Origin of the sequence: Streptomyces sp. CA-142005 (assembly GCF_050942335.1) — a bacterium.
Classification (GTDB): Bacteria; Actinomycetota; Actinomycetes; order Streptomycetales; family Streptomycetaceae; genus Streptomyces.
The window spans coordinates 7,992,808-8,008,080 of sequence record NZ_CP192078.1 but is presented as its reverse complement, the minus strand read 5'-3'; the positions used below and the strand labels follow the sequence as shown (position 1 = coordinate 8,008,080).

Annotated in this window: 18 protein-coding genes and 1 pseudogene; 6 read left to right on the top strand and 13 right to left on the bottom strand. The window is 72.0% G+C overall.

Annotated elements, in window-relative coordinates:
* Nucleotides 1-121: 121 nt before the first annotated feature.
* The 4 genes from pqqE to pqqA are packed head-to-tail and all read right to left on the bottom strand — an operon-like array spanning nucleotide 122 to nucleotide 2,380.
* A complete protein-coding gene (gene pqqE / locus ACQPXS_RS37335) occupies nucleotides 122-1,213 on the bottom strand; it encodes a pyrroloquinoline quinone biosynthesis protein PqqE (RefSeq protein WP_433453879.1) in 1,092 nt (363 codons plus the stop codon).
* The gene (gene pqqD, locus ACQPXS_RS37330) at nucleotides 1,210-1,494 is read right to left on the bottom strand and encodes a pyrroloquinoline quinone biosynthesis peptide chaperone PqqD (RefSeq protein ID WP_433453878.1); all 285 of its coding nucleotides are present in this window, start codon (nucleotides 1,492-1,494) and stop codon (nucleotides 1,210-1,212) included. The genes pqqE and pqqD overlap by 4 nt, the downstream gene beginning before the upstream one ends.
* A complete protein-coding gene (gene pqqC / locus ACQPXS_RS37325; RefSeq protein ID WP_433453877.1) occupies nucleotides 1,491-2,216 on the bottom strand; it encodes a pyrroloquinoline-quinone synthase PqqC in 726 nt (241 codons plus the stop codon). The genes pqqD and pqqC overlap by 4 nt, the downstream gene beginning before the upstream one ends.
* On the bottom strand, nucleotides 2,213-2,380 hold the full coding sequence (pqqA, locus tag ACQPXS_RS37320; RefSeq protein ID WP_433453876.1) for a pyrroloquinoline quinone precursor peptide PqqA: 168 nt from the start codon (nucleotides 2,378-2,380) through the stop codon (nucleotides 2,213-2,215). Before pqqA ends, pqqC begins: the two co-directional genes overlap by 4 nt.
* Before the next feature lie 315 nt (nucleotides 2,381-2,695).
* Between pqqA and ACQPXS_RS37315 the strand changes: the two genes are divergently transcribed.
* Nucleotides 2,696-3,532 (top strand): aldo/keto reductase, encoded by an 837-nt coding sequence (locus ACQPXS_RS37315; RefSeq protein ID WP_351803571.1) that lies wholly within the window; start codon nucleotides 2,696-2,698, stop codon nucleotides 3,530-3,532.
* Nucleotides 3,533-3,821: 289 nt separating this feature from the next.
* On the opposite strand, the gene ACQPXS_RS37310 is transcribed toward ACQPXS_RS37315, so the two are convergent.
* Nucleotides 3,822-4,049, bottom strand: a complete 228-nt coding sequence (locus tag ACQPXS_RS37310) for a hypothetical protein (protein WP_433453875.1) — start codon at nucleotides 4,047-4,049, stop codon at nucleotides 3,822-3,824.
* A 5-nt stretch (nucleotides 4,050-4,054) separates the two neighbouring features.
* On the bottom strand, nucleotides 4,055-4,666 hold the full coding sequence (locus tag ACQPXS_RS37305) for a hypothetical protein (RefSeq protein WP_433453874.1): 612 nt from the start codon (nucleotides 4,664-4,666) through the stop codon (nucleotides 4,055-4,057).
* Between the two features lie 211 nt (nucleotides 4,667-4,877).
* Here ACQPXS_RS37305 and ACQPXS_RS37300 point away from each other — a divergent pair, with 211 nt between their 5' ends.
* On the top strand, nucleotides 4,878-5,585 hold the full coding sequence (locus ACQPXS_RS37300) for a glycoside hydrolase family 75 protein (RefSeq protein WP_365329360.1): 708 nt from the start codon (nucleotides 4,878-4,880) through the stop codon (nucleotides 5,583-5,585).
* 13 nt (nucleotides 5,586-5,598) lie between these two features.
* On the opposite strand, the gene ACQPXS_RS37295 is transcribed toward ACQPXS_RS37300, so the two are convergent.
* Nucleotides 5,599-6,300: an SDR family oxidoreductase gene (locus tag ACQPXS_RS37295; protein WP_351803579.1), complete on the bottom strand. Its 702-nt coding sequence runs from the start codon at nucleotides 6,298-6,300 to the stop codon at nucleotides 5,599-5,601.
* Between the two features lie 92 nt (nucleotides 6,301-6,392).
* Nucleotides 6,393-7,313: a class I SAM-dependent methyltransferase gene (locus ACQPXS_RS37290; protein ID WP_433453873.1), complete on the bottom strand. Its 921-nt coding sequence runs from the start codon at nucleotides 7,311-7,313 to the stop codon at nucleotides 6,393-6,395.
* 144 nt (nucleotides 7,314-7,457) lie between these two features.
* Here ACQPXS_RS37290 and ACQPXS_RS37285 point away from each other — a divergent pair, with 144 nt between their 5' ends.
* A complete protein-coding gene (locus ACQPXS_RS37285) occupies nucleotides 7,458-8,219 on the top strand; it encodes a phytanoyl-CoA dioxygenase family protein (protein WP_433453872.1) in 762 nt (253 codons plus the stop codon).
* A gap of 27 nt (nucleotides 8,220-8,246) precedes the next feature.
* On the opposite strand, the pseudogene ACQPXS_RS37280 reads toward ACQPXS_RS37285, so the two are convergent.
* From ACQPXS_RS37280 to ACQPXS_RS37265, 4 genes and pseudogenes are all read right to left on the bottom strand, one after another.
* Nucleotides 8,247-8,546: pseudogene (locus tag ACQPXS_RS37280) on the bottom strand (glycoside hydrolase family 6 protein); the annotation flags it as partial.
* Between the two features lie 172 nt (nucleotides 8,547-8,718).
* Nucleotides 8,719-9,468: a class I SAM-dependent methyltransferase gene (locus tag ACQPXS_RS37275; RefSeq protein WP_433453871.1), complete on the bottom strand. Its 750-nt coding sequence runs from the start codon at nucleotides 9,466-9,468 to the stop codon at nucleotides 8,719-8,721.
* Nucleotides 9,469-9,473: 5 nt separating this feature from the next.
* Nucleotides 9,474-9,782 (bottom strand): 4a-hydroxytetrahydrobiopterin dehydratase, encoded by a 309-nt coding sequence (locus ACQPXS_RS37270; protein ID WP_356311923.1) that lies wholly within the window; start codon nucleotides 9,780-9,782, stop codon nucleotides 9,474-9,476.
* A gap of 93 nt (nucleotides 9,783-9,875) precedes the next feature.
* Nucleotides 9,876-10,997, bottom strand: coding sequence for an ADP-ribosylglycohydrolase family protein (locus ACQPXS_RS37265; RefSeq protein WP_433453870.1), 1,122 nt, complete (start codon nucleotides 10,995-10,997; stop codon nucleotides 9,876-9,878).
* A gap of 42 nt (nucleotides 10,998-11,039) precedes the next feature.
* Between ACQPXS_RS37265 and ACQPXS_RS37260 the strand changes: the two genes are divergently transcribed.
* The 3 genes from ACQPXS_RS37260 to ACQPXS_RS37250 all read left to right on the top strand — a co-directional run bounded on the left by ACQPXS_RS37260 (nucleotide 11,040) and on the right by ACQPXS_RS37250 (nucleotide 13,674).
* Complete coding sequence (locus tag ACQPXS_RS37260) at nucleotides 11,040-11,870, top strand: helix-turn-helix domain-containing protein (protein WP_433453869.1); 831 nt, start codon at nucleotides 11,040-11,042, stop codon at nucleotides 11,868-11,870.
* 94 nt (nucleotides 11,871-11,964) lie between these two features.
* A complete protein-coding gene (locus tag ACQPXS_RS37255) occupies nucleotides 11,965-12,828 on the top strand; it encodes a helix-turn-helix domain-containing protein (protein WP_365329373.1) in 864 nt (287 codons plus the stop codon).
* Between the two features lie 36 nt (nucleotides 12,829-12,864).
* Nucleotides 12,865-13,674: an SAM-dependent methyltransferase gene (locus ACQPXS_RS37250; protein WP_433453868.1), complete on the top strand. Its 810-nt coding sequence runs from the start codon at nucleotides 12,865-12,867 to the stop codon at nucleotides 13,672-13,674.
* A gap of 224 nt (nucleotides 13,675-13,898) precedes the next feature.
* Here the strand turns inward: ACQPXS_RS37250 and ACQPXS_RS37245 are convergent, their stop codons facing one another.
* Nucleotides 13,899-15,119 (bottom strand): RNA-guided endonuclease InsQ/TnpB family protein, encoded by a 1,221-nt coding sequence (locus ACQPXS_RS37245; protein WP_433453867.1) that lies wholly within the window; start codon nucleotides 15,117-15,119, stop codon nucleotides 13,899-13,901.
* Nucleotides 15,120-15,273 lie beyond the last annotated feature (154 nt).

Below are 15,273 nucleotides of genomic sequence, written 5' to 3'. Positions count from 1 at the left end.
AACGCTGTCGGCGATGCCGTGCACCGCCGCGTCGACGAGATGACGGTCCAGGGCATGCGGACAGCCGGGATCGGTGCGGGCGGCGTAGCCGGTCGGCGCGGCGGCCCCCGGTGTCGGCGGCTCAACGGCCTCCCCCTCGGTAGGCGTACGCGCGCGGATCAGCACCGTCGGCGGCGCCCCGCACCAGCGCCTCCACGAGATGCCGGTCCGGGGCGTGCCGGCAGGCGGGGTCGGTACGGGTGGCGTCGCCGGTCAGGGTGTACGCCTGGCAGCGGCAGCCGCCGTGGTCGACCGCGCGCCGGGCGCAGCCGCGGCACGGTTCGGGCATCCAGGACTCGCCCCGGAAGGCGTTGAAGGTGCTCGACTCGCGCCAGATCCAGGCAAGTTCGCGGTTCGTGACGTTCGGCGGGTCCAGGCCGGGCAGGGTGCCGGCAGCCGGGCAGGGCAGCACCGTGCCGTCGGGGGCCACGGTGAGCGAGACGGCGCCCCAGCCGCCCATGCAGGGTTTCGCGGTGGCGTCCACCAGGTCGGCGGCCACCCACACCAACTCCAGTGAGTCGCCGAGTTGTTCACGCCAGCGGGCCACTCGGGCGCGGGCCCGATCGACCTGGGCGGGCGTGGGCAGCAGCGCGGCGCGGTTGCGGGCCGCCCAGCCGTGGTACTGGGTGTTCGCCAGCTCGATCCGGTCGGCACCCCAGGCCAGCGCGAGCCTGATCAGGCCGTCGAGGTCGTCCAGGTTGCCGCGGTGCAGCACGGCGTTCAGTCCCAGGGGCAGCCCGGCCGCGCGAACCAGCCGGGCGGCGCGCTCCTTCGCCGTGAACGACCGTGCACCCGCGATGCGTTCGGCGGCGGCGCGGTTCGCGTGCTGCACCGACAGCTGCACACTGCGCAGTCCGGCCCCGGTCAGCTCGGCCAGCCGCCGCTCACCGAGGCCCACACCGCTGGTGACGAGCTGGGTGTACAGTCCCGCGCCCGCGGCGGCGGCCACCAGGTCGGGCAGATCGTGCCGCAGCAGCGGCTCGCCTCCGGACAGATGGGTGTGGACGACACCTAGCGCGCCCGCCTGCCGGAAGACCTCCGACCACTGCTCCGTGGACAGCTCCGCTGACCGGCCGACCAGTTCGACGGGGTTGGAGCAGTAGCCACAGCGCAGTGGGCAGGCGTGGGTGAGTTCGGCGAGCAGGGCCCAGGGCGGATCGGGAGGTGGGGTCATCTCAACCAGCCCTCCTTGCGTAACCGGTAGAGAAACTCCGGGACTTCGGCGGCGACTGGCGCGGCGGGATGACGTACGGCCAGCTCGGCGACGACGGCGGCCACGTCCCGGACGCCGTCGCACAGCCGGACCACGGCGCCCCCGCTGCCGTCGAGCACCACCACCCGTTCGGGCAGCAGCAACAGGTCGGCATCCCGGACCGGGTCCCGGCGCAGCACCACACCACGGGCGAGGACGGGACGCCATGACCTGGCGAGTAATGCCGGTGACGCCGCTGTCATGGGTCCCTCCGGTCCACCGCGTCCAGCAGGGCCCACAGCACCTCGCACTTGAACTCCAGTGCCGCGACGGCCCGTTGCTGCTCCTCACGGGTGCCGGCCCGGGCGAGGACCAGGGCGAGGGCCTGCTCGGCGTCCCGGGCGCCCTGGGTGACGCGGGTGCGGAAGTAGGCGAGGCCCGCCGGGTCGATCCACGGGTAGTGGCGTTCGAAGGCGGCGATGCGGGTGCGCATCAGATCGGGGGCGGACAGCTCGGTCAGGGAGGCCGCGACCGCGTCCAGCACCGGACGCCGCCGGCAGAAGGTGACGTACCCCTCCACCGCGAACCGCACCCCGGGCGGCACCCGGGAGGTGTCCCACAGTTCCTCGCGGGCGAGGCCGGCCGCCTCGCCGAGCCGCAGCCAGCGCTCGATACCGCCGCCCTCCCGGGAGTCGGCGTCGGTACCGTCCTGGTCGTGGATGCGGCGCAGCCAGGCCCGGCGTTCCTCGGGCCGGTCGAGTTTGGCGAGGATCAGCGCGTCCTTGACGGGGATGTGCCGCTGGTAGTGGAAGCGGGCGGCGATCCAGCGGCGCAGTTCGGCGTGGGTCAGTTCGCCGCGGTGCATCCGCTGGTTGAAGGGGTGCCGGTCGTGGTACCGCGTCGCGGTGACCGCGCGCAGCCGCTCGGTGAACTCGGCGGCCGGCCAGGCGGCGCGGCCGTCGGGTTCCGGTGGTGCCGCGGTCATGCGGCCGGGGGCGGCTCGGGCGGGCGGCGGTCGGCGAGCGCGTACGCGGTCACCTCCAGCGCCGTCTCCACGACGTGGTAACCAGGGTTTCTCCAGACCTTTTCATCCGATGTCTCGGGGACGGAGCGGTGCGTCAGGACAGGCAAGGAAGGGCTCTCGGTCATGGGTGCGTACTCGCTTTCCTGAGGGTGGGGAGTCTCGGAAGGGAGCCGGAGGGGGAACGCGGCCTGGTCAGGGTCCGTTCACATGTGTGCACCGGGTTCAGTGACACGTCCGGTGGCGCGATACAGAGTTGCGGGCCACAGGACTCCGGTCAATGGTCCGGACCGAAAACGTCGGATGCGTTTCCGGCCAATCTCCGCTCCGGAAGCTGACTGACCGGTCAGTCGAGGCGGATCGCGCCGTCAGGAATGCGTTGCGGCGCGTGATCGTTGACGATGGGAGTACCACCTGTCGACAACCTAAGGATCAAGAGGCTCGTGAGCAGCAAGGTCCCCCCGATCATCCTCAACAACGGCGTCGAGATGCCCCAGCTGGGCTACGGCGTGTGGCAGGTGCCGGACGACGAGGCCGAGCGGGCCGTCGCCACGGCGCTGGAGGCCGGGTACCGCAGCATCGACACCGCGGCCATCTACGGCAACGAAGAGGGCACCGGCAAGGCGATCGCCGCCTCCGGCGTGCCCCGCGAGGACATCTTCGTCACCACCAAGCTCTGGAACAGCGACCACGGGTACGACGCGACGCTGCGCGCCTTCGACACGTCGCTTCGGAAGATGGGTCTCGACTACCTCGACCTGTACCTGATCCACTGGCCGCTGCCGGCCCGTGGCACGTCCATCGACACCTACAAGGCGTTCGAGAAGCTGCTCGCCGACGGCCGGGTCCGGGCCATCGGCGTGTCCAACTTCCTTCCCGAGCACCTGGAGCGGCTGATCTCCGAAACCTCCGTCATCCCGGCGGTCAACCAGATCGAGCTGCACCCGCACCTGCAGCAGCACGCCGCCCGTGAGTTCCACGCCGAGCAGGGCATCGCGACCGAGGCCTGGTCGCCGCTCGGCCAGGGCAAGGGCCTGCTGGAGGTGCCGGCGATCGTCGCCATCGCGCAGAAGCACGGCCGCACCCCGGCCCAGGTGGTGCTGCGCTGGCACATCCAGCTCGGCAACATCGTGATCCCGAAGTCCGTGACGCCGTCCCGGATCAAGGAGAACATCGAGGTCTTCGGCTTCAGCCTGGACGACGAGGACCTCGCGGCGATCAGCGCGCTCAACGAGGACCGGCGCCTGGGCCCCGACCCGGCCACCTTCGACATGGGCTGACGTCCACCGCGCAGCACACGGCCGCGCGTCCCGTCCGAGCGGCGGGGCGGGCGACCGTGTGCCGTTCGGGGCCGGCCACCCGGCGCGCCACGCGCCTGACCTGCGGTGCCTCGGACGCCTCGGATACCTCGGGCCGTACGCCTGCGCCCGCCCGGTGCGGATTCACGCCCCGGTGCCATCCGGTGCATCGAGCCCGCACCGGCCCGGAACGCGCCCGCGCGCAGACCCGGCCACGCCGGCTCCGCCGCCCGGTCGGCCCGGGCGTCCACGCGTCCGCGCGGCTTCATGCTCAGTCGCCCCGCACATCCGCGTGGATGACCTCGAACTCCTCCAAGGCAACCACCCTCACATGCGCCTTGGCCGCGCTCTCGCGGCGGATCATCGCCTGTGCGGAGCGGGACGCGGCGAGCGACACGCGGTCGGCGAAATCGAGCCCCCACCGGCCCGCAACGCGGCCCCGCGCAGGCCCGGCCACGCCGCCCCCGCCACCCCGCCGCCCCACACGTCCGCGCGTCATCGCGCTCAGTCGCCCCGCACATCCGCGTGGATGACCTCGAACTCCTCCAAGGCGACCACCCTCACATGCGCCTTGGCCGCGCTCTCGCGGCGGATCATCGCCTGTGCGGAGCGGGAGTGGGCGAGCGACACGCGGTCGGCGAAGAGGACGCCCGACATGCCGCGGCCGCGTTCGCGGTCCAGGAAGAGGGCCGCGCCGGCGAAACCGGGCAGGACGTCCAGCCGGGGCAGCACGCCGGCGTGGAAGGTGTCGGCGGCGAGATCCGTGTCCGCCGGGTCGAACTCGAGCCGGGTGACCCGCAGCCCGCCGCCGGTGACGGGCCGGTGCGCGCGGTGGAAGACGACGGCCTCGTAGTTCTCGACGGCGACCGTCCCCGCGAAGGGCTGCAGCAGCTCCGGCCGCCGGGCGCTCATCACCTCGTCGCTGTTGCGGCGCGCGTCCACGGACTCCCACCAGCTGACCGTGAGCAGTTTGCCGAGGTCACGGTCGACGAAGACACCCGCCCCCCGATATCCGGGACGCTCCTCCAGCAGGTCGTGGCCCCGCGTGTTCAGGGCCCCCACGGCCGTGCCCAGCTGCGCCGGATCGCCGGTCGCGTACACCGTGCGTACGAACATGCGCCTCGCCTCCCGGAGCGGTGACCCTGCCGATCGACGCGGCAGACATATCCGGAAAAGTGGTCTTCTACAGTTTTGCCACGGTCTCAAATCATCGCAATACGCATAGCACTTACAAGCTCGCAACCCGAGACTTGACGCGGACATGCGCACGGGTCCACCGTGTACGGCACCTGGTAAGGAAACTTTCCTAACAGAAGGGCCCCCCACAGTGCGCCTTCGAACCCTGACCCTTGCCGCGGCCTCCGGGGCCGCCCTGCTCGCCGCCGGAATGCTGCCCGCGCACGCGTCCGCCGGCCCGGCGGCGCGGACCGCTCCGGCCTCCGCCCAGGAGGGCTCGGTCAGTGCGGCCGATCTGCTCGCCAAGGTGAAGTCGTGTTCGCAGATATCGAACGGCAAGTACAAGACCGACGACGAGACGTCGGCCACGGTCCCCGTGTGCGGCAAGAACGGCGCGGTCTTCTGGAAGGCCGACATGGACATCGACTGCGACGGCCAGCGCACCACCAACTGCAACGAGAACCGCGACCCCTGGTACCAGGACGACACCGCCTTCCACCAGTCCGACGGCAAGCCGCTGAAGGCGGAGTCGCTCCCGTACGTCGTGGTCCCGAGCTCCAGCAGCATCTGGAACTACTCCGGCGCCGGCATCAAGGGCGGCGGCGTGGTCGCGGTCATCTACAACAACAAGGTGGAGTACGCCGTCGTCGGCGACACCGGCCCCACGAAGATCATCGGTGAGGCGTCGTACGCCACCGCCAAGGCGCTCGGCATCGACCCCGACCCGGCCACCGGTGGCGTCGACTCCGGCGTGACCTACATCCTGTTCAAGAACTCCAAGGTCTCCCCCATCGAGAGCCACAGCGCCGCGGTCTCTCTCGGGGACCAGCTGGCCAAGCAGTTCATCGCGAACAACTGACCGGTGGCGTACGTCAGTTGGGCTGGCCCAGCGGGCGTACGACCACGGTGTTGACGTCGACCCCGGCCGGCTGCCGGATCGCCCAGACCACCGAGTCGGCGATCTGGTCGGCGGTCAGCAGGTGTCCCGGCGGCAGGCTGCCGAGCCCGTCCCAGAACGGGGTCTCCACCCGGCCGGGGGCGACCAGCGTCACACCGATCCCGAACTCCGTGACCTGGCGCCGGGTGTTCTCGGCGAGCCCGGTGACCGCCCACTTGGTGGCGCCGTAGATGTTGCCCGGGGTGTTCACGAACCCGGCGACGCTGCCGACGAGCACGATCCGGCCGCGGGACTCCTTCAGCGCCTCGACGGAGGCCCGGATGAGCAGGGCCGGGCCGAGGACGTTGGTGAGCACCATCTCGGTCCAGCCGGCCGGGTCGCCCTCGGCGACGGTGTCGTGGGTGGCGAAGCCGGCGTTGGCGACGACCGTGTCCAGTCGGCCGTATGCCTTGAGCGTACGGTCGACTGCATCCTGTACGTCGTCGAACGCCGACGCGTTACCGGCGACCGTCAGCAGTTCCCCGGGGTTCCCGAGCCCGTCGGCGAAGTCCCGCAGCCGGGCCTCGGTACGGCCCGTGACGGTGACCCGGTGACCTGCGGCCAGCAGCTGCCGGGCGACGGCGGCGCCGATGCCGGTGGCGCCGCCGGTGACGAGTGCGACCGGAGAGTCGTTCATGTGAGTCCCCCTGTGTCTCGGTGAGACCCGGAGTCCATCACTTGGAGCACTCTCCAAGTCAAGCGCCCGGGGTCGCGGCCGGTTCCGCCCGGTCAGGCCGGCCGTACCGCCCGGTGCACCGTGTGGGCCGCCAGCACGAACACGTCGGGGCGCCGGTGGACGCTGCCCGGATCGGCGGGATCGAGGAGACGGTCGAGGGTGGCCCGGTCCTCGGCGTCCAAGGCGTCGGCGTGGATGTCCCGGGTGCGGGTCAGCCACCCGGCGACGAAGGCGCGGGTCCGGTCCGGGACGGGGGCGGGGATGTCGAGGAGGAAGCTGCGGGTGCCGGTGTGCTTCAGGCCGGCCGCGGTCAGCAGGGCGGGCCAGTCCTCGGTCTCGGTGACCGCGCCGGGCAGCTCGGCGCGCATCCGCGCGAAGCGGTCCTCCTGGGCCGCGTCGAGGCGGGCCTGCAGTCCGGGGCGGCCGAAGCCGATCTCGCGGGGCAGATAGCGGGCGTGCAGGCCGCCCTCCAGGATGGCCAGCGTGCCGCCGGGGGCGAGCCGGGCGCCGAACGCGGCCAGCGCGGCCCTCTGGTCACCGAGGTGGTGCAGACTGCGACTGGCCCAGAGCATGTCCACCGGGTAGTCCAACTCGGCCAGGGATTCGGGCAGTTCGCCGACGAGCGTGTCGAAGCGGTCGGCGACGCCCTGGCGGGCGGCCCGGCTCCGGGCGCGCTCCAGAAGCGGTTCGGCGGCGTCGGCGGCGACCACCCGCGCGCCGGGGAACGTCTCCGCCATCAGGCAGGCGATCACCCCGGGCCCGCTGCCCGCGTCCACGATCAGCCCGGGCTCGGTCACCTCCTGGCCCAGCCAGGCCAGGGCGCGCGCGTACGCCGGGGAACACACCTCGGCCTCCGCCTCCAGCAGCGCCGCCATCGCGGCCCAGTCCACGTCGCCGCCATGGGTGTGGCCGTGGGTGTGACCGTGGCCGTGCTGTGTGGAGTGCCCGTGGTGGGCCTGGTGGTCGTGTGCCATGTCGCTCAGCCTCTCGCTCGAATGCGGTCAGCGTGCGACGACGCACGGGGAGACGCCACTTTCGTTGCCGGTGCCGCAAAAAAGGTGCCGAGGCGGCAAAAAACCGGGTGCGCCAGAGTGGGCACGGCACCAGCATGGGGCTCCGTGGACGACGAACTGGTGCGGCGCTTCCTCGACGACGGCTTCGTGAAGATCGACGGTGCGGTCCCGGCCCCTGTCGCCGAGGACTGCGCCCGGCTGCTGTGGCGGGAAACCGGTTACGACCCGGATGATCCCGGCACCTGGAAGGATCCCGTGGTGTGGGTCGGGGACATGGCGCAGGAGCCGTTCGACGCGGCGGCCAACTCCCCCGTGCTGCACGAGGCGTTCGATCTGCTCGTCGGCAAGGGCCGATGGGCGCCGCGCCGTTCGCTGGGCACGTTCCCGCTCCGCTTCCCGCACACCGAGGAGCCGGACGACGCAGGCTGGCACATCGAAGGCAGCTATCTCCCCGAGGGCGAGAACAGGTACTTCGCCAACCTGCGCTCGCGGGACCGCGCCCTGCTGATGCTGTTCCTGTTCAGCGAGGTCACCGAGGCCGACGCCCCGACGCGGATCCGGGTCGGCTCGCACCGGGACGTGCCGAAACTGCTGAAGCCGTACGGCGAGGCGGGCGCGTCCATCCTGAAACTGGGTCCCCGGCTGGACCGGGCCACGGCCCACCGCCCGCTCGCCCACGCCACCGGCCGCCCCGGTGACGTCTACCTCTGCCATCCGTTCCTGGTGCACGCGGCCCAGCCGCACCACGGCACCCGGCCGCGGTTCATGGCGCAGCCGCCGCTGTATCCGGCGGTGCCCCTGGACCTGGAGCCGCACGGCGGCTACTCGCCGGTGGAGCTGGCGATCCGCCGGGGTCTGCGCCGGTAGGGGCCGACCCCGGCGGAGCTCACCGGGTCAGGACAGCGGCGGATTCGCGTTCTGCATCAACTGCTGGAACTGGGCGGAGAACCAGTGCCCGGCCGGCGGCGCGTTCGGCAGGGCGCCGGTCGGTACGGCCGCCGTTGACGTAGTCGTCCACGTTGGTCAGCGGGCTGGGACCGGTGGGCCGGGCGGTGCCGCCCAGCCGTTGCGGGAGGTGTCGATCAGCATGCCGGTGCCGGAGCCGAACCCGGCCGCGACGAGCTTGTCCCGCAGGGCGAGGGCGACCGACTGCTCGTCCACGTACTGGTTCCAGTCCACCCACTCCGACTGGCGCGCAAGCCTTGACCTCTCCCGAGCAGCACGCCCGCAAGGAGGAACCAGCACATGGATCCCGGACGCAGACGCAGAGCCGTGCGGCAGCTGTGGACCTGCGTGGCGGCCGCACCGGCCCTGCCCCTGTCGATGCTCGCCACCAGCTCCACGCCCCGCGCACGCGGTCCCGCCGTCAGCCCCCCATCGGTTTCCGGAACGCGCACACCGCGAACACCGGGTCCGGGCGCGGGCGGTCCTGGTCCGGGAGGCGGGACAGGCGCGCGGCGAACTCCTCCGTGCGCGGCTCGCCGGGCGGCAGCTGGGTGAACCAGCCGCGGCGCAGGTCGGCGATGGTGGCGCGGGGGCTGCGGCCCTGGCCGACGCCGGGGAACACGGTGTCGCCGGCCGGCCGGAGCCCGTGCCGGACGGCGTGCGCGGTGACGGTGGCGGCGGCGTCCCCTGCGGGGCGGCGCGGACGGGCGGCGAGAACGGCGTCGATGTCGCTGCCGACGTCGTGCGCCGCGGCCTTGTCGACGGTGGTGACGTAGACCCCGCCGGGCCGCAGCACCCGGGCGCACTCGGCGACGATCGCGCGGACGTCCTCGGCGTCCTGGAACAGGTGCAGCAGCCAGATGCTGGTGACCGCGTCGAAGGTGCCGGTGCCGAAGGGCAGCCGGCGGCTGTCGGCCCGTACGATCGCGCCCGGCAGCCGGGCACCCGCCCTGCGCACCATGGCGGCGGTGAGGTCGGCGCCCGTCACCCGCAGCCCGGGACGGCCGGCGGCCAGCCGGCGGGTGACGATGCCCGTGCCGCAGGCCACGTCGAGGAGTCGGCCCGCTTTCTCGGGGATCAGCCCGAGCACCGCACGCGTGGCCGCCGCGGCGCGGGCCTCACCGCCGCGGGACACGTCATAGGCGTCGGCTTCCTTGTCGTAGTCGAGCACGCCCCTCAGTGTGCTTGGTGACCCGGGGCGAGGTCCTCCACCCTGCGGGCGAGCGCGAAGTCGTTCTCGGTGAGTGCGCCGCCCGCGCTGTGCGTGTGGACGCCGAGGGAGACGGTGTTGTAGCCGAGGGTGAGGTCGGAGTGGTGGTCCAGTTCGTCCTGCACGGCGGCGATGTGCATGACCAGCGCCGCCGCCGCGACATGCGAGCCGAGGCGGTAGGAGCGGGTGAGCCGGCCGGCGTCGTCGACCGACCAGCCGGGCAGCTCGGCGAGCCGGTCCTCGATCTCCTTCTGCGACAGCGGTTCGACGGCCATGGCCGGATCTCCCTTCGAGGCGGCGGGAACACGGGGTACGGGTTCAGCCTGCCACGTCAGGTGTGTGCCCACTCCACCGCGAGGCCGACCACGTCAGCCGAGTGCGCACTCCGCCGCGAGGTCGTCGGCGAGCGCGGCGATCCGTTCCCGGCCCTCCACCCGGGCCACCCAGGCGTGCGGCAGGCCGGTGTCGCCGTAGCGCGCGCCGATCAGGTTGCCGCAGATCGAACCGGTGGAGTCGCTGTCGCCCGAGTGGTTGACGGCCAGCGGCAGGGCCCGCTCGGCAGCGGGCTCGGCGAGCGCGCAGTACACGCCGATGGCGAGGGCCTCCTCGGCGACCCAGCCCGCGCCCAGCGACTCCACCTTCTCGGCCGTCGGTGTCCCGTCGGCGGCGAGGTCAAGGGCGGCGCGCAGGGCGGCCGTGGTCTCCGTGTGGCCGGGGTGCCCCTCCAGCAGGCGCAGCGTGCGCAGTACGGCCCCCTCCAGGGACTCCCCGGCGACCAGGTGCGCCACGATCGCGGCGAGCGCGCCGGCCGCGTAGTAGCCGGTGGGGTGGCCGTGGGTGATCTGGGCGCCGCGCGCGGCCATGGCGAAGGCCTCCTCGGCGGGGGCGACCAGGCCGAAGGGCGCCGAGCGCATCACCGTGCCGCAGCCCTTGGAGTCGGGGTTGACCTCACCCGGTGTGCCGTCCAGCGGGAGCGCCGGGTCGGGCGCGTACAACTGGGCCACGCCGGACAGGCAGGCGTTGCCGGGGGCGCGGCGGGCGTACAGCCAGGCCTCGGTGACCAGGCCGCCGGCCGGTGCGCCGGGCCGCTCGGGTGCCGGCTGCTCGGGGCCGGGCTTCGACTGGGTCTCCAGCCAGCGCTCGTACGCCTGGCGCAGCAGCAGCGGCCAGGCGCCGCCGATGCCCTTCTCGCGCTGCCGTGCGTGCGCCTGGATCAGGGCCTCCACGGTGAACAGGGTCATCTGGGTGTCGTCGCTGATGAGTCCGATCGCGCCGTACGCGCCGGGGACGAAACCCGTGACGCCGCGGGCACCGTGGGTGGCGCGGATCCGGTCCAGGGAGGCGAACTCCACGGGGTAGCCGAGCGCGTCACCGACCGCGCCGCCGAGGAGACAGCCACGGACCCTGGCCCGGTGGACGGCCGAGGCCTGAAGGGACGCCTGGGCGGACGAGGTCCGCCACGGTTTCGACCACGGCTCGTTCGTGCTCAACGGAAGCAACTCCTCAGCAACTCCTCGACTACGGTCGGACGTATGGCCATTGTCGCTTCCGGTCCCTCCGCGTCCGCCATCGCCCCCGCCGCCGACAAGGGCGTCGGCCCGCTGCTGCGCGCCTGGCGGGAGCGGCGCCGGATCTCCCAGCTGGAGCTGGCGCTGCGCGCCGACTCCTCGGCCCGGCACATCAGCTTCATCGAGACCGGCCGGTCCCGGCCGAGCGAGGAGATGGTGCTGCGGCTCGCCGAACACCTCGACGTGCCGGTGCGCGAGCGCAACGCGCTGTTGCTGGCGGCGGGTTACGCCCCGCGCTATCCGGAGACCCCGCTGGACGACCCGGCCCTGGAGGCGCTGCGCGACGGCATGGAACGCCTGATCCAGGGCTATGAGCCCTATCCGGCGCTGGTGGTCGACGCCGGTTACACGGTCGTCGCCGCCAACCGGGGCATCATGATGCTGCTGGACGGCGTGCCCCAGACACTGCTGTCGCCGCCGAACGCGATGCGGCTGACCCTGCATCCGGAGGGTCTCGCACCGCGCATCCGCAATCTGCGCGAGTGGCGCGGCCATCTGCTGGAGCAGATGGAGCGGCAGATCGCCCTGCAGCGCTCGGACCGACTGCGCGCCCTGTACGAGGAAGTGGCCGCCTACCCGGTGCCGGAGGACACCCCGGGTGACGAACCGGCCGAGCCCGTCCCGTACTTCGCGCTGCCGCTGCTCATCGAGCACGACGGCCGGGTCCTGTCGTTCGTGTCGTCGATCTCCACGTTCAACACGCCGATGGACGTCACGGTCGCCGAGCTGGCCATCGAGACGTTCCTGCCGGCCGACCCGGCGACCGCCAAGTACCTGCAGACGCTGGCCATTTGACCGCTCTGGCCACCGGATCCCCTCGGACTCGTGTGCGAGAGAGGATCACATGGCAGACTGCCCGCGTACTTCGGCGCGTAGGGGAGGGCGTGGCGTGAGTGAGCGGCGGGCTGCGCCCACCGTGGGGCAAGTGGTGCTCGGTAAACGGTTGCAGGAACTGCGCGAGGCGTCGGGTCTCAGCCGGGAGGAGGCCGCGAAGGTCCTCAGGGTGGCGTCGGCGACCGTACGGCGGATGGAGATGGCCGAGGTAGCGCTGAAGATCCCCTACGTGCAGGTGCTGCTGGACACCTACGGGGTGCCCGAGGAGGAGGCGGCCGCGTTCGTGCGGCTGGCCGAGGACGCGAACCAGCCGGGCTGGTGGCAGCGGTTCCACGACGTGCTCCCGGACTGGTTCAGCCTGTACGTCAGCCTGGAGGGCGCCGCCCGGATCATCCGCTCCTACGAGCCGCACTTCATCCCCGGTCTGCTGCAGACGGAGGACTACGCGCGCGCGGTGCTGGAGGCCGGGACGATCGGGCAGACCTCACCCGAGAGCGTGGAACGGCATGTGTCGCTGCGGATGGAACGGCAGCGGCTGCTGGAAGGGGACGACCCGCCCCACCTGTGGGTGATCATGGACGAGACGGTGCTGCGGCGCCCGGTGAGCATGCGCGGCGAGGTGATGCGCGAGCAGCTGGACCGGCTGCTGGAGTACGCCGAGCGGGACCGGGTCACCCTCCAGGTAGCCGAGTTCGCGGCGGGCCCGCATCCGGGGACGTACGCGCCGTTCACGCTGTTCCGGTTCGCCGAGCCGGAGCTGCCGGACATGGTGTTCACCGAGTACCTGACCGGCGCCCTCTACCTGGACTCCCGCCGCGAGGTGGCCGCGCATCTGGAGGTGCTGGACCACATGACGGCCCGCGCCGCGTCGGCGCAGCGCACCCGGACGCTGCTGCGGGAGTTCCGCTCGACCTTGTGACGCCCTGACCGGACCGATCCCTGGGGGAACAGCCGTATGACCGCACGCGATGCCACGCCCACGCCGATCGACACCAGCCGTCCGCATCCCGCCCGGGTGTACGACTGGTGGCTGGGCGGCAAGGACAACTACCCGGTGGACGAGGAGCTGGCGCGGAAGATCCTCGCCGTGGACGGCACGGTGGTGCGCGGGGCGCGCGCCAACCGCCGGTTCATGCACCGGGCCGTCCGCACGGCGGCCGAGGCGGGGGTACGGCAGTTCCTCGACATCGGCACCGGCATCCCGACCGAGCCCAACCTGCACCAGGTCGCCCAGGGCGTGGCCCCGGAGTCCAGGGTGGTGTACGCGGACAACGACCCGATCGTGCTGCGGCACGCCGAGGCCTTGCTGCAGAGTTCGGCCGAGGGCGCCACGGACTACATCCACGCCGATGTCCGCGATCCCGGCACCATCCTGCGGCTGGCGGGCGAGTCGCTGGACTTCGGCCGCCCGGTCGCGCTGTCCCTGGTGGCGCTCACGCACTACCTGGGTGACCAGGAGGACGATGTGTTCGGGCTGGTCAAGCGGTACGTCGACGAGCTCGCCGCGGGCAGTTTCCTGATCCTGACCCAGGTCACCCAGGACCTCAGCCCCGAGGGGGTGGCCAGGGCGGCGGAGCTGTTCCGCAGGAGCGGCACGCCATTCCACCCTCGCACGCTCCCCGAGTTCTCCCGCTTCTTCGACGGCCTGGAGCTGCTCGGCCCCGGCGTCATCCCGGTGTACGGCTGGCGCCCGGAGCCGGTGGACGTGGCGGCCCAGGCGGAGGGGGTCGTGCCGGTGTACGCGGGGGTGGCGGTCAAGCGCTGACCCGTACGGGTCTGTGTCCGCCCGTATGCGGTCCACCGTGCCCGGGATCCACGGCAGTTGGGCCTGCGCCGGCGACGGCCGGGTGGCGAGTGCTCCGGTAGCATCGGTCGCCGCGAGCGGACGGCGCCATCGATGAGCACGGCGGGGGAATGCGGGCATGTTGAAGGCTCCCCTCCCTGGAGGGGGGATTGGTCACCCTCCGGGGCTGAGCGGGGATTTACGGCTCAGGCCGCCACCGGAGCCGGCGGCTCAGGTGGTCTTACGCCCTCGACACCGTCCGGGTTCCAACCTGCCCGGACCAGCATCACGCGGGCGGAGTTCTTGTCCCTGGGGGACACAGCTCCACACACGGTGCAGGCATACGTTCTCATCGACAGAGGCAGTGCGTGCTTGGTTCTCGCTCCGCACGTGGCACAGTCCATCGTGGTGTGCGCCGGGTGCACCAGACGGACGTCCCGCCCGTGCTTGCGGCCCATCTCGACCAGGGCACGCTTCGTCGCGGCGATGGCGGCATCGGCCGCCTTGCGGGCCATGGTGGTCTTCGCCAGGAACTTCGGCCTGAAGTCCTCCACCGCAACCCCGTCGTGGCCGCGCATCACGGACTTGGCCCACTTGCGGCCGGTGTCCTCCCGCTGCCTCGCGATCTTCTTGTGCAGCTTCGCCGCCTGCGCCTGCGCCTGCCGGTAGCCCGCGGATGCGGGCTGTCCCTTCAGAGGCCGCCGCCGGGCCATCATCCGCTGGTACCTCGCCAGCCGCTGCGCGGCCCGCCTGCCGTGCTCGGCATGCGGCAGATCGTAGGCGTCGTCGGTGGTGGTGGCGGTCTCCTTCACACCCCAGTCCACCCCGAGCACCCGCCCCGTGAGGGCGAGCGGCTCGCTCTGCGCAGCAACGACGAAAGAGGCGTACCAATGTCCGAGCGTGTCCTGGTACACGCGCACACTCGACGGATCCGCCGGAAGGCCCCGCGACCACACCACCGTCAGCACGATCTGGCCTGCAAGGTGCAGGCGGCCGTCCCTGAGGCGGAAACCGCGCTTGGTGTAGTTCAGGCTGGGCCGCGCCTCGCGCTTCTTCTTGAAGCGGGGCATCTGGGCCCGGCGCTGCTGCGGCAACCGGCCCTCGATGTCCTTCAAGGCCTTGGCACGGGACTTGGCGAAGTCCCGTATCACCTGCTGCTGCGGCACGCTCGCGCCCTCAGCCAGCCAGGGCGTCACCCCGCGTGCCTCGGTCAGCATCTTGTCGAGCTGAGCCGGACCACACGTCAGCTTCTCGCCACCCGCTATGCCCTGCACGTGGACCTGCCTGGACTTGGCCACGCATTCGTTCCAGATCCAGCGGCAGCGATCCCACTCCGCTTCGAGCCGGCGCCTGGCCGTGTTCGACAGGCGCACACGGAAGGTGTACCGGGCATGCCCGGCGTCCTTCGTGGTCGCCTCTGTCATCATGCATCCGAACCTACCCGAGGGGACTGACAGTTGAGAGCTCTCGATCATCGTGGGCGACAACACCGTCGTCCGGGGTGGACACCGGATCGCCCTGACGGCGATCCGGCTATCCCTGCCCTGCTCCGCAGGAGTCCGATTCCTCCCCGGACTGAAG

What these genes read in the sequence shown, in the direction of transcription:
- pqqE (WP_433453879.1), bottom strand. Translation starts at nt 1,213, where the DNA reads ATGACCCCACCTCCCGATCCGCCCTGGGCCCTGCTCGCCGAACTCACC.
- pqqD (WP_433453878.1), bottom strand. Translation starts at nt 1,494, where the DNA reads ATGACAGCGGCGTCACCGGCATTACTCGCCAGGTCATGGCGTCCCGTC.
- pqqC (WP_433453877.1), bottom strand. Translation starts at nt 2,216, where the DNA reads ATGACCGCGGCACCACCGGAACCCGACGGCCGCGCCGCCTGGCCGGCC.
- pqqA (WP_433453876.1), bottom strand. Translation starts at nt 2,380, where the DNA reads ATGACCGAGAGCCCTTCCTTGCCTGTCCTGACGCACCGCTCCGTCCCC.
- ACQPXS_RS37310 (WP_433453875.1), bottom strand. Translation starts at nt 4,049, where the DNA reads ATGACGCGCGGACGTGTGGGGCGGCGGGGTGGCGGGGGCGGCGTGGCC.
- ACQPXS_RS37305 (WP_433453874.1), bottom strand. Translation starts at nt 4,666, where the DNA reads ATGTTCGTACGCACGGTGTACGCGACCGGCGATCCGGCGCAGCTGGGC.
- ACQPXS_RS37295 (WP_351803579.1), bottom strand. Translation starts at nt 6,300, where the DNA reads ATGAACGACTCTCCGGTCGCACTCGTCACCGGCGGCGCCACCGGCATC.
- ACQPXS_RS37290 (WP_433453873.1), bottom strand. Translation starts at nt 7,313, where the DNA reads ATGGCACACGACCACCAGGCCCACCACGGGCACTCCACACAGCACGGC.
- ACQPXS_RS37270 (WP_356311923.1), bottom strand. Translation starts at nt 9,782, where the DNA reads ATGGCCGTCGAACCGCTGTCGCAGAAGGAGATCGAGGACCGGCTCGCC.
- ACQPXS_RS37260 (WP_433453869.1), top strand. Translation starts at nt 11,040, where the DNA reads ATGGCCATTGTCGCTTCCGGTCCCTCCGCGTCCGCCATCGCCCCCGCC.
- ACQPXS_RS37250 (WP_433453868.1), top strand. Translation starts at nt 12,865, where the DNA reads ATGACCGCACGCGATGCCACGCCCACGCCGATCGACACCAGCCGTCCG.
- ACQPXS_RS37245 (WP_433453867.1), bottom strand. Translation starts at nt 15,119, where the DNA reads ATGATGACAGAGGCGACCACGAAGGACGCCGGGCATGCCCGGTACACC.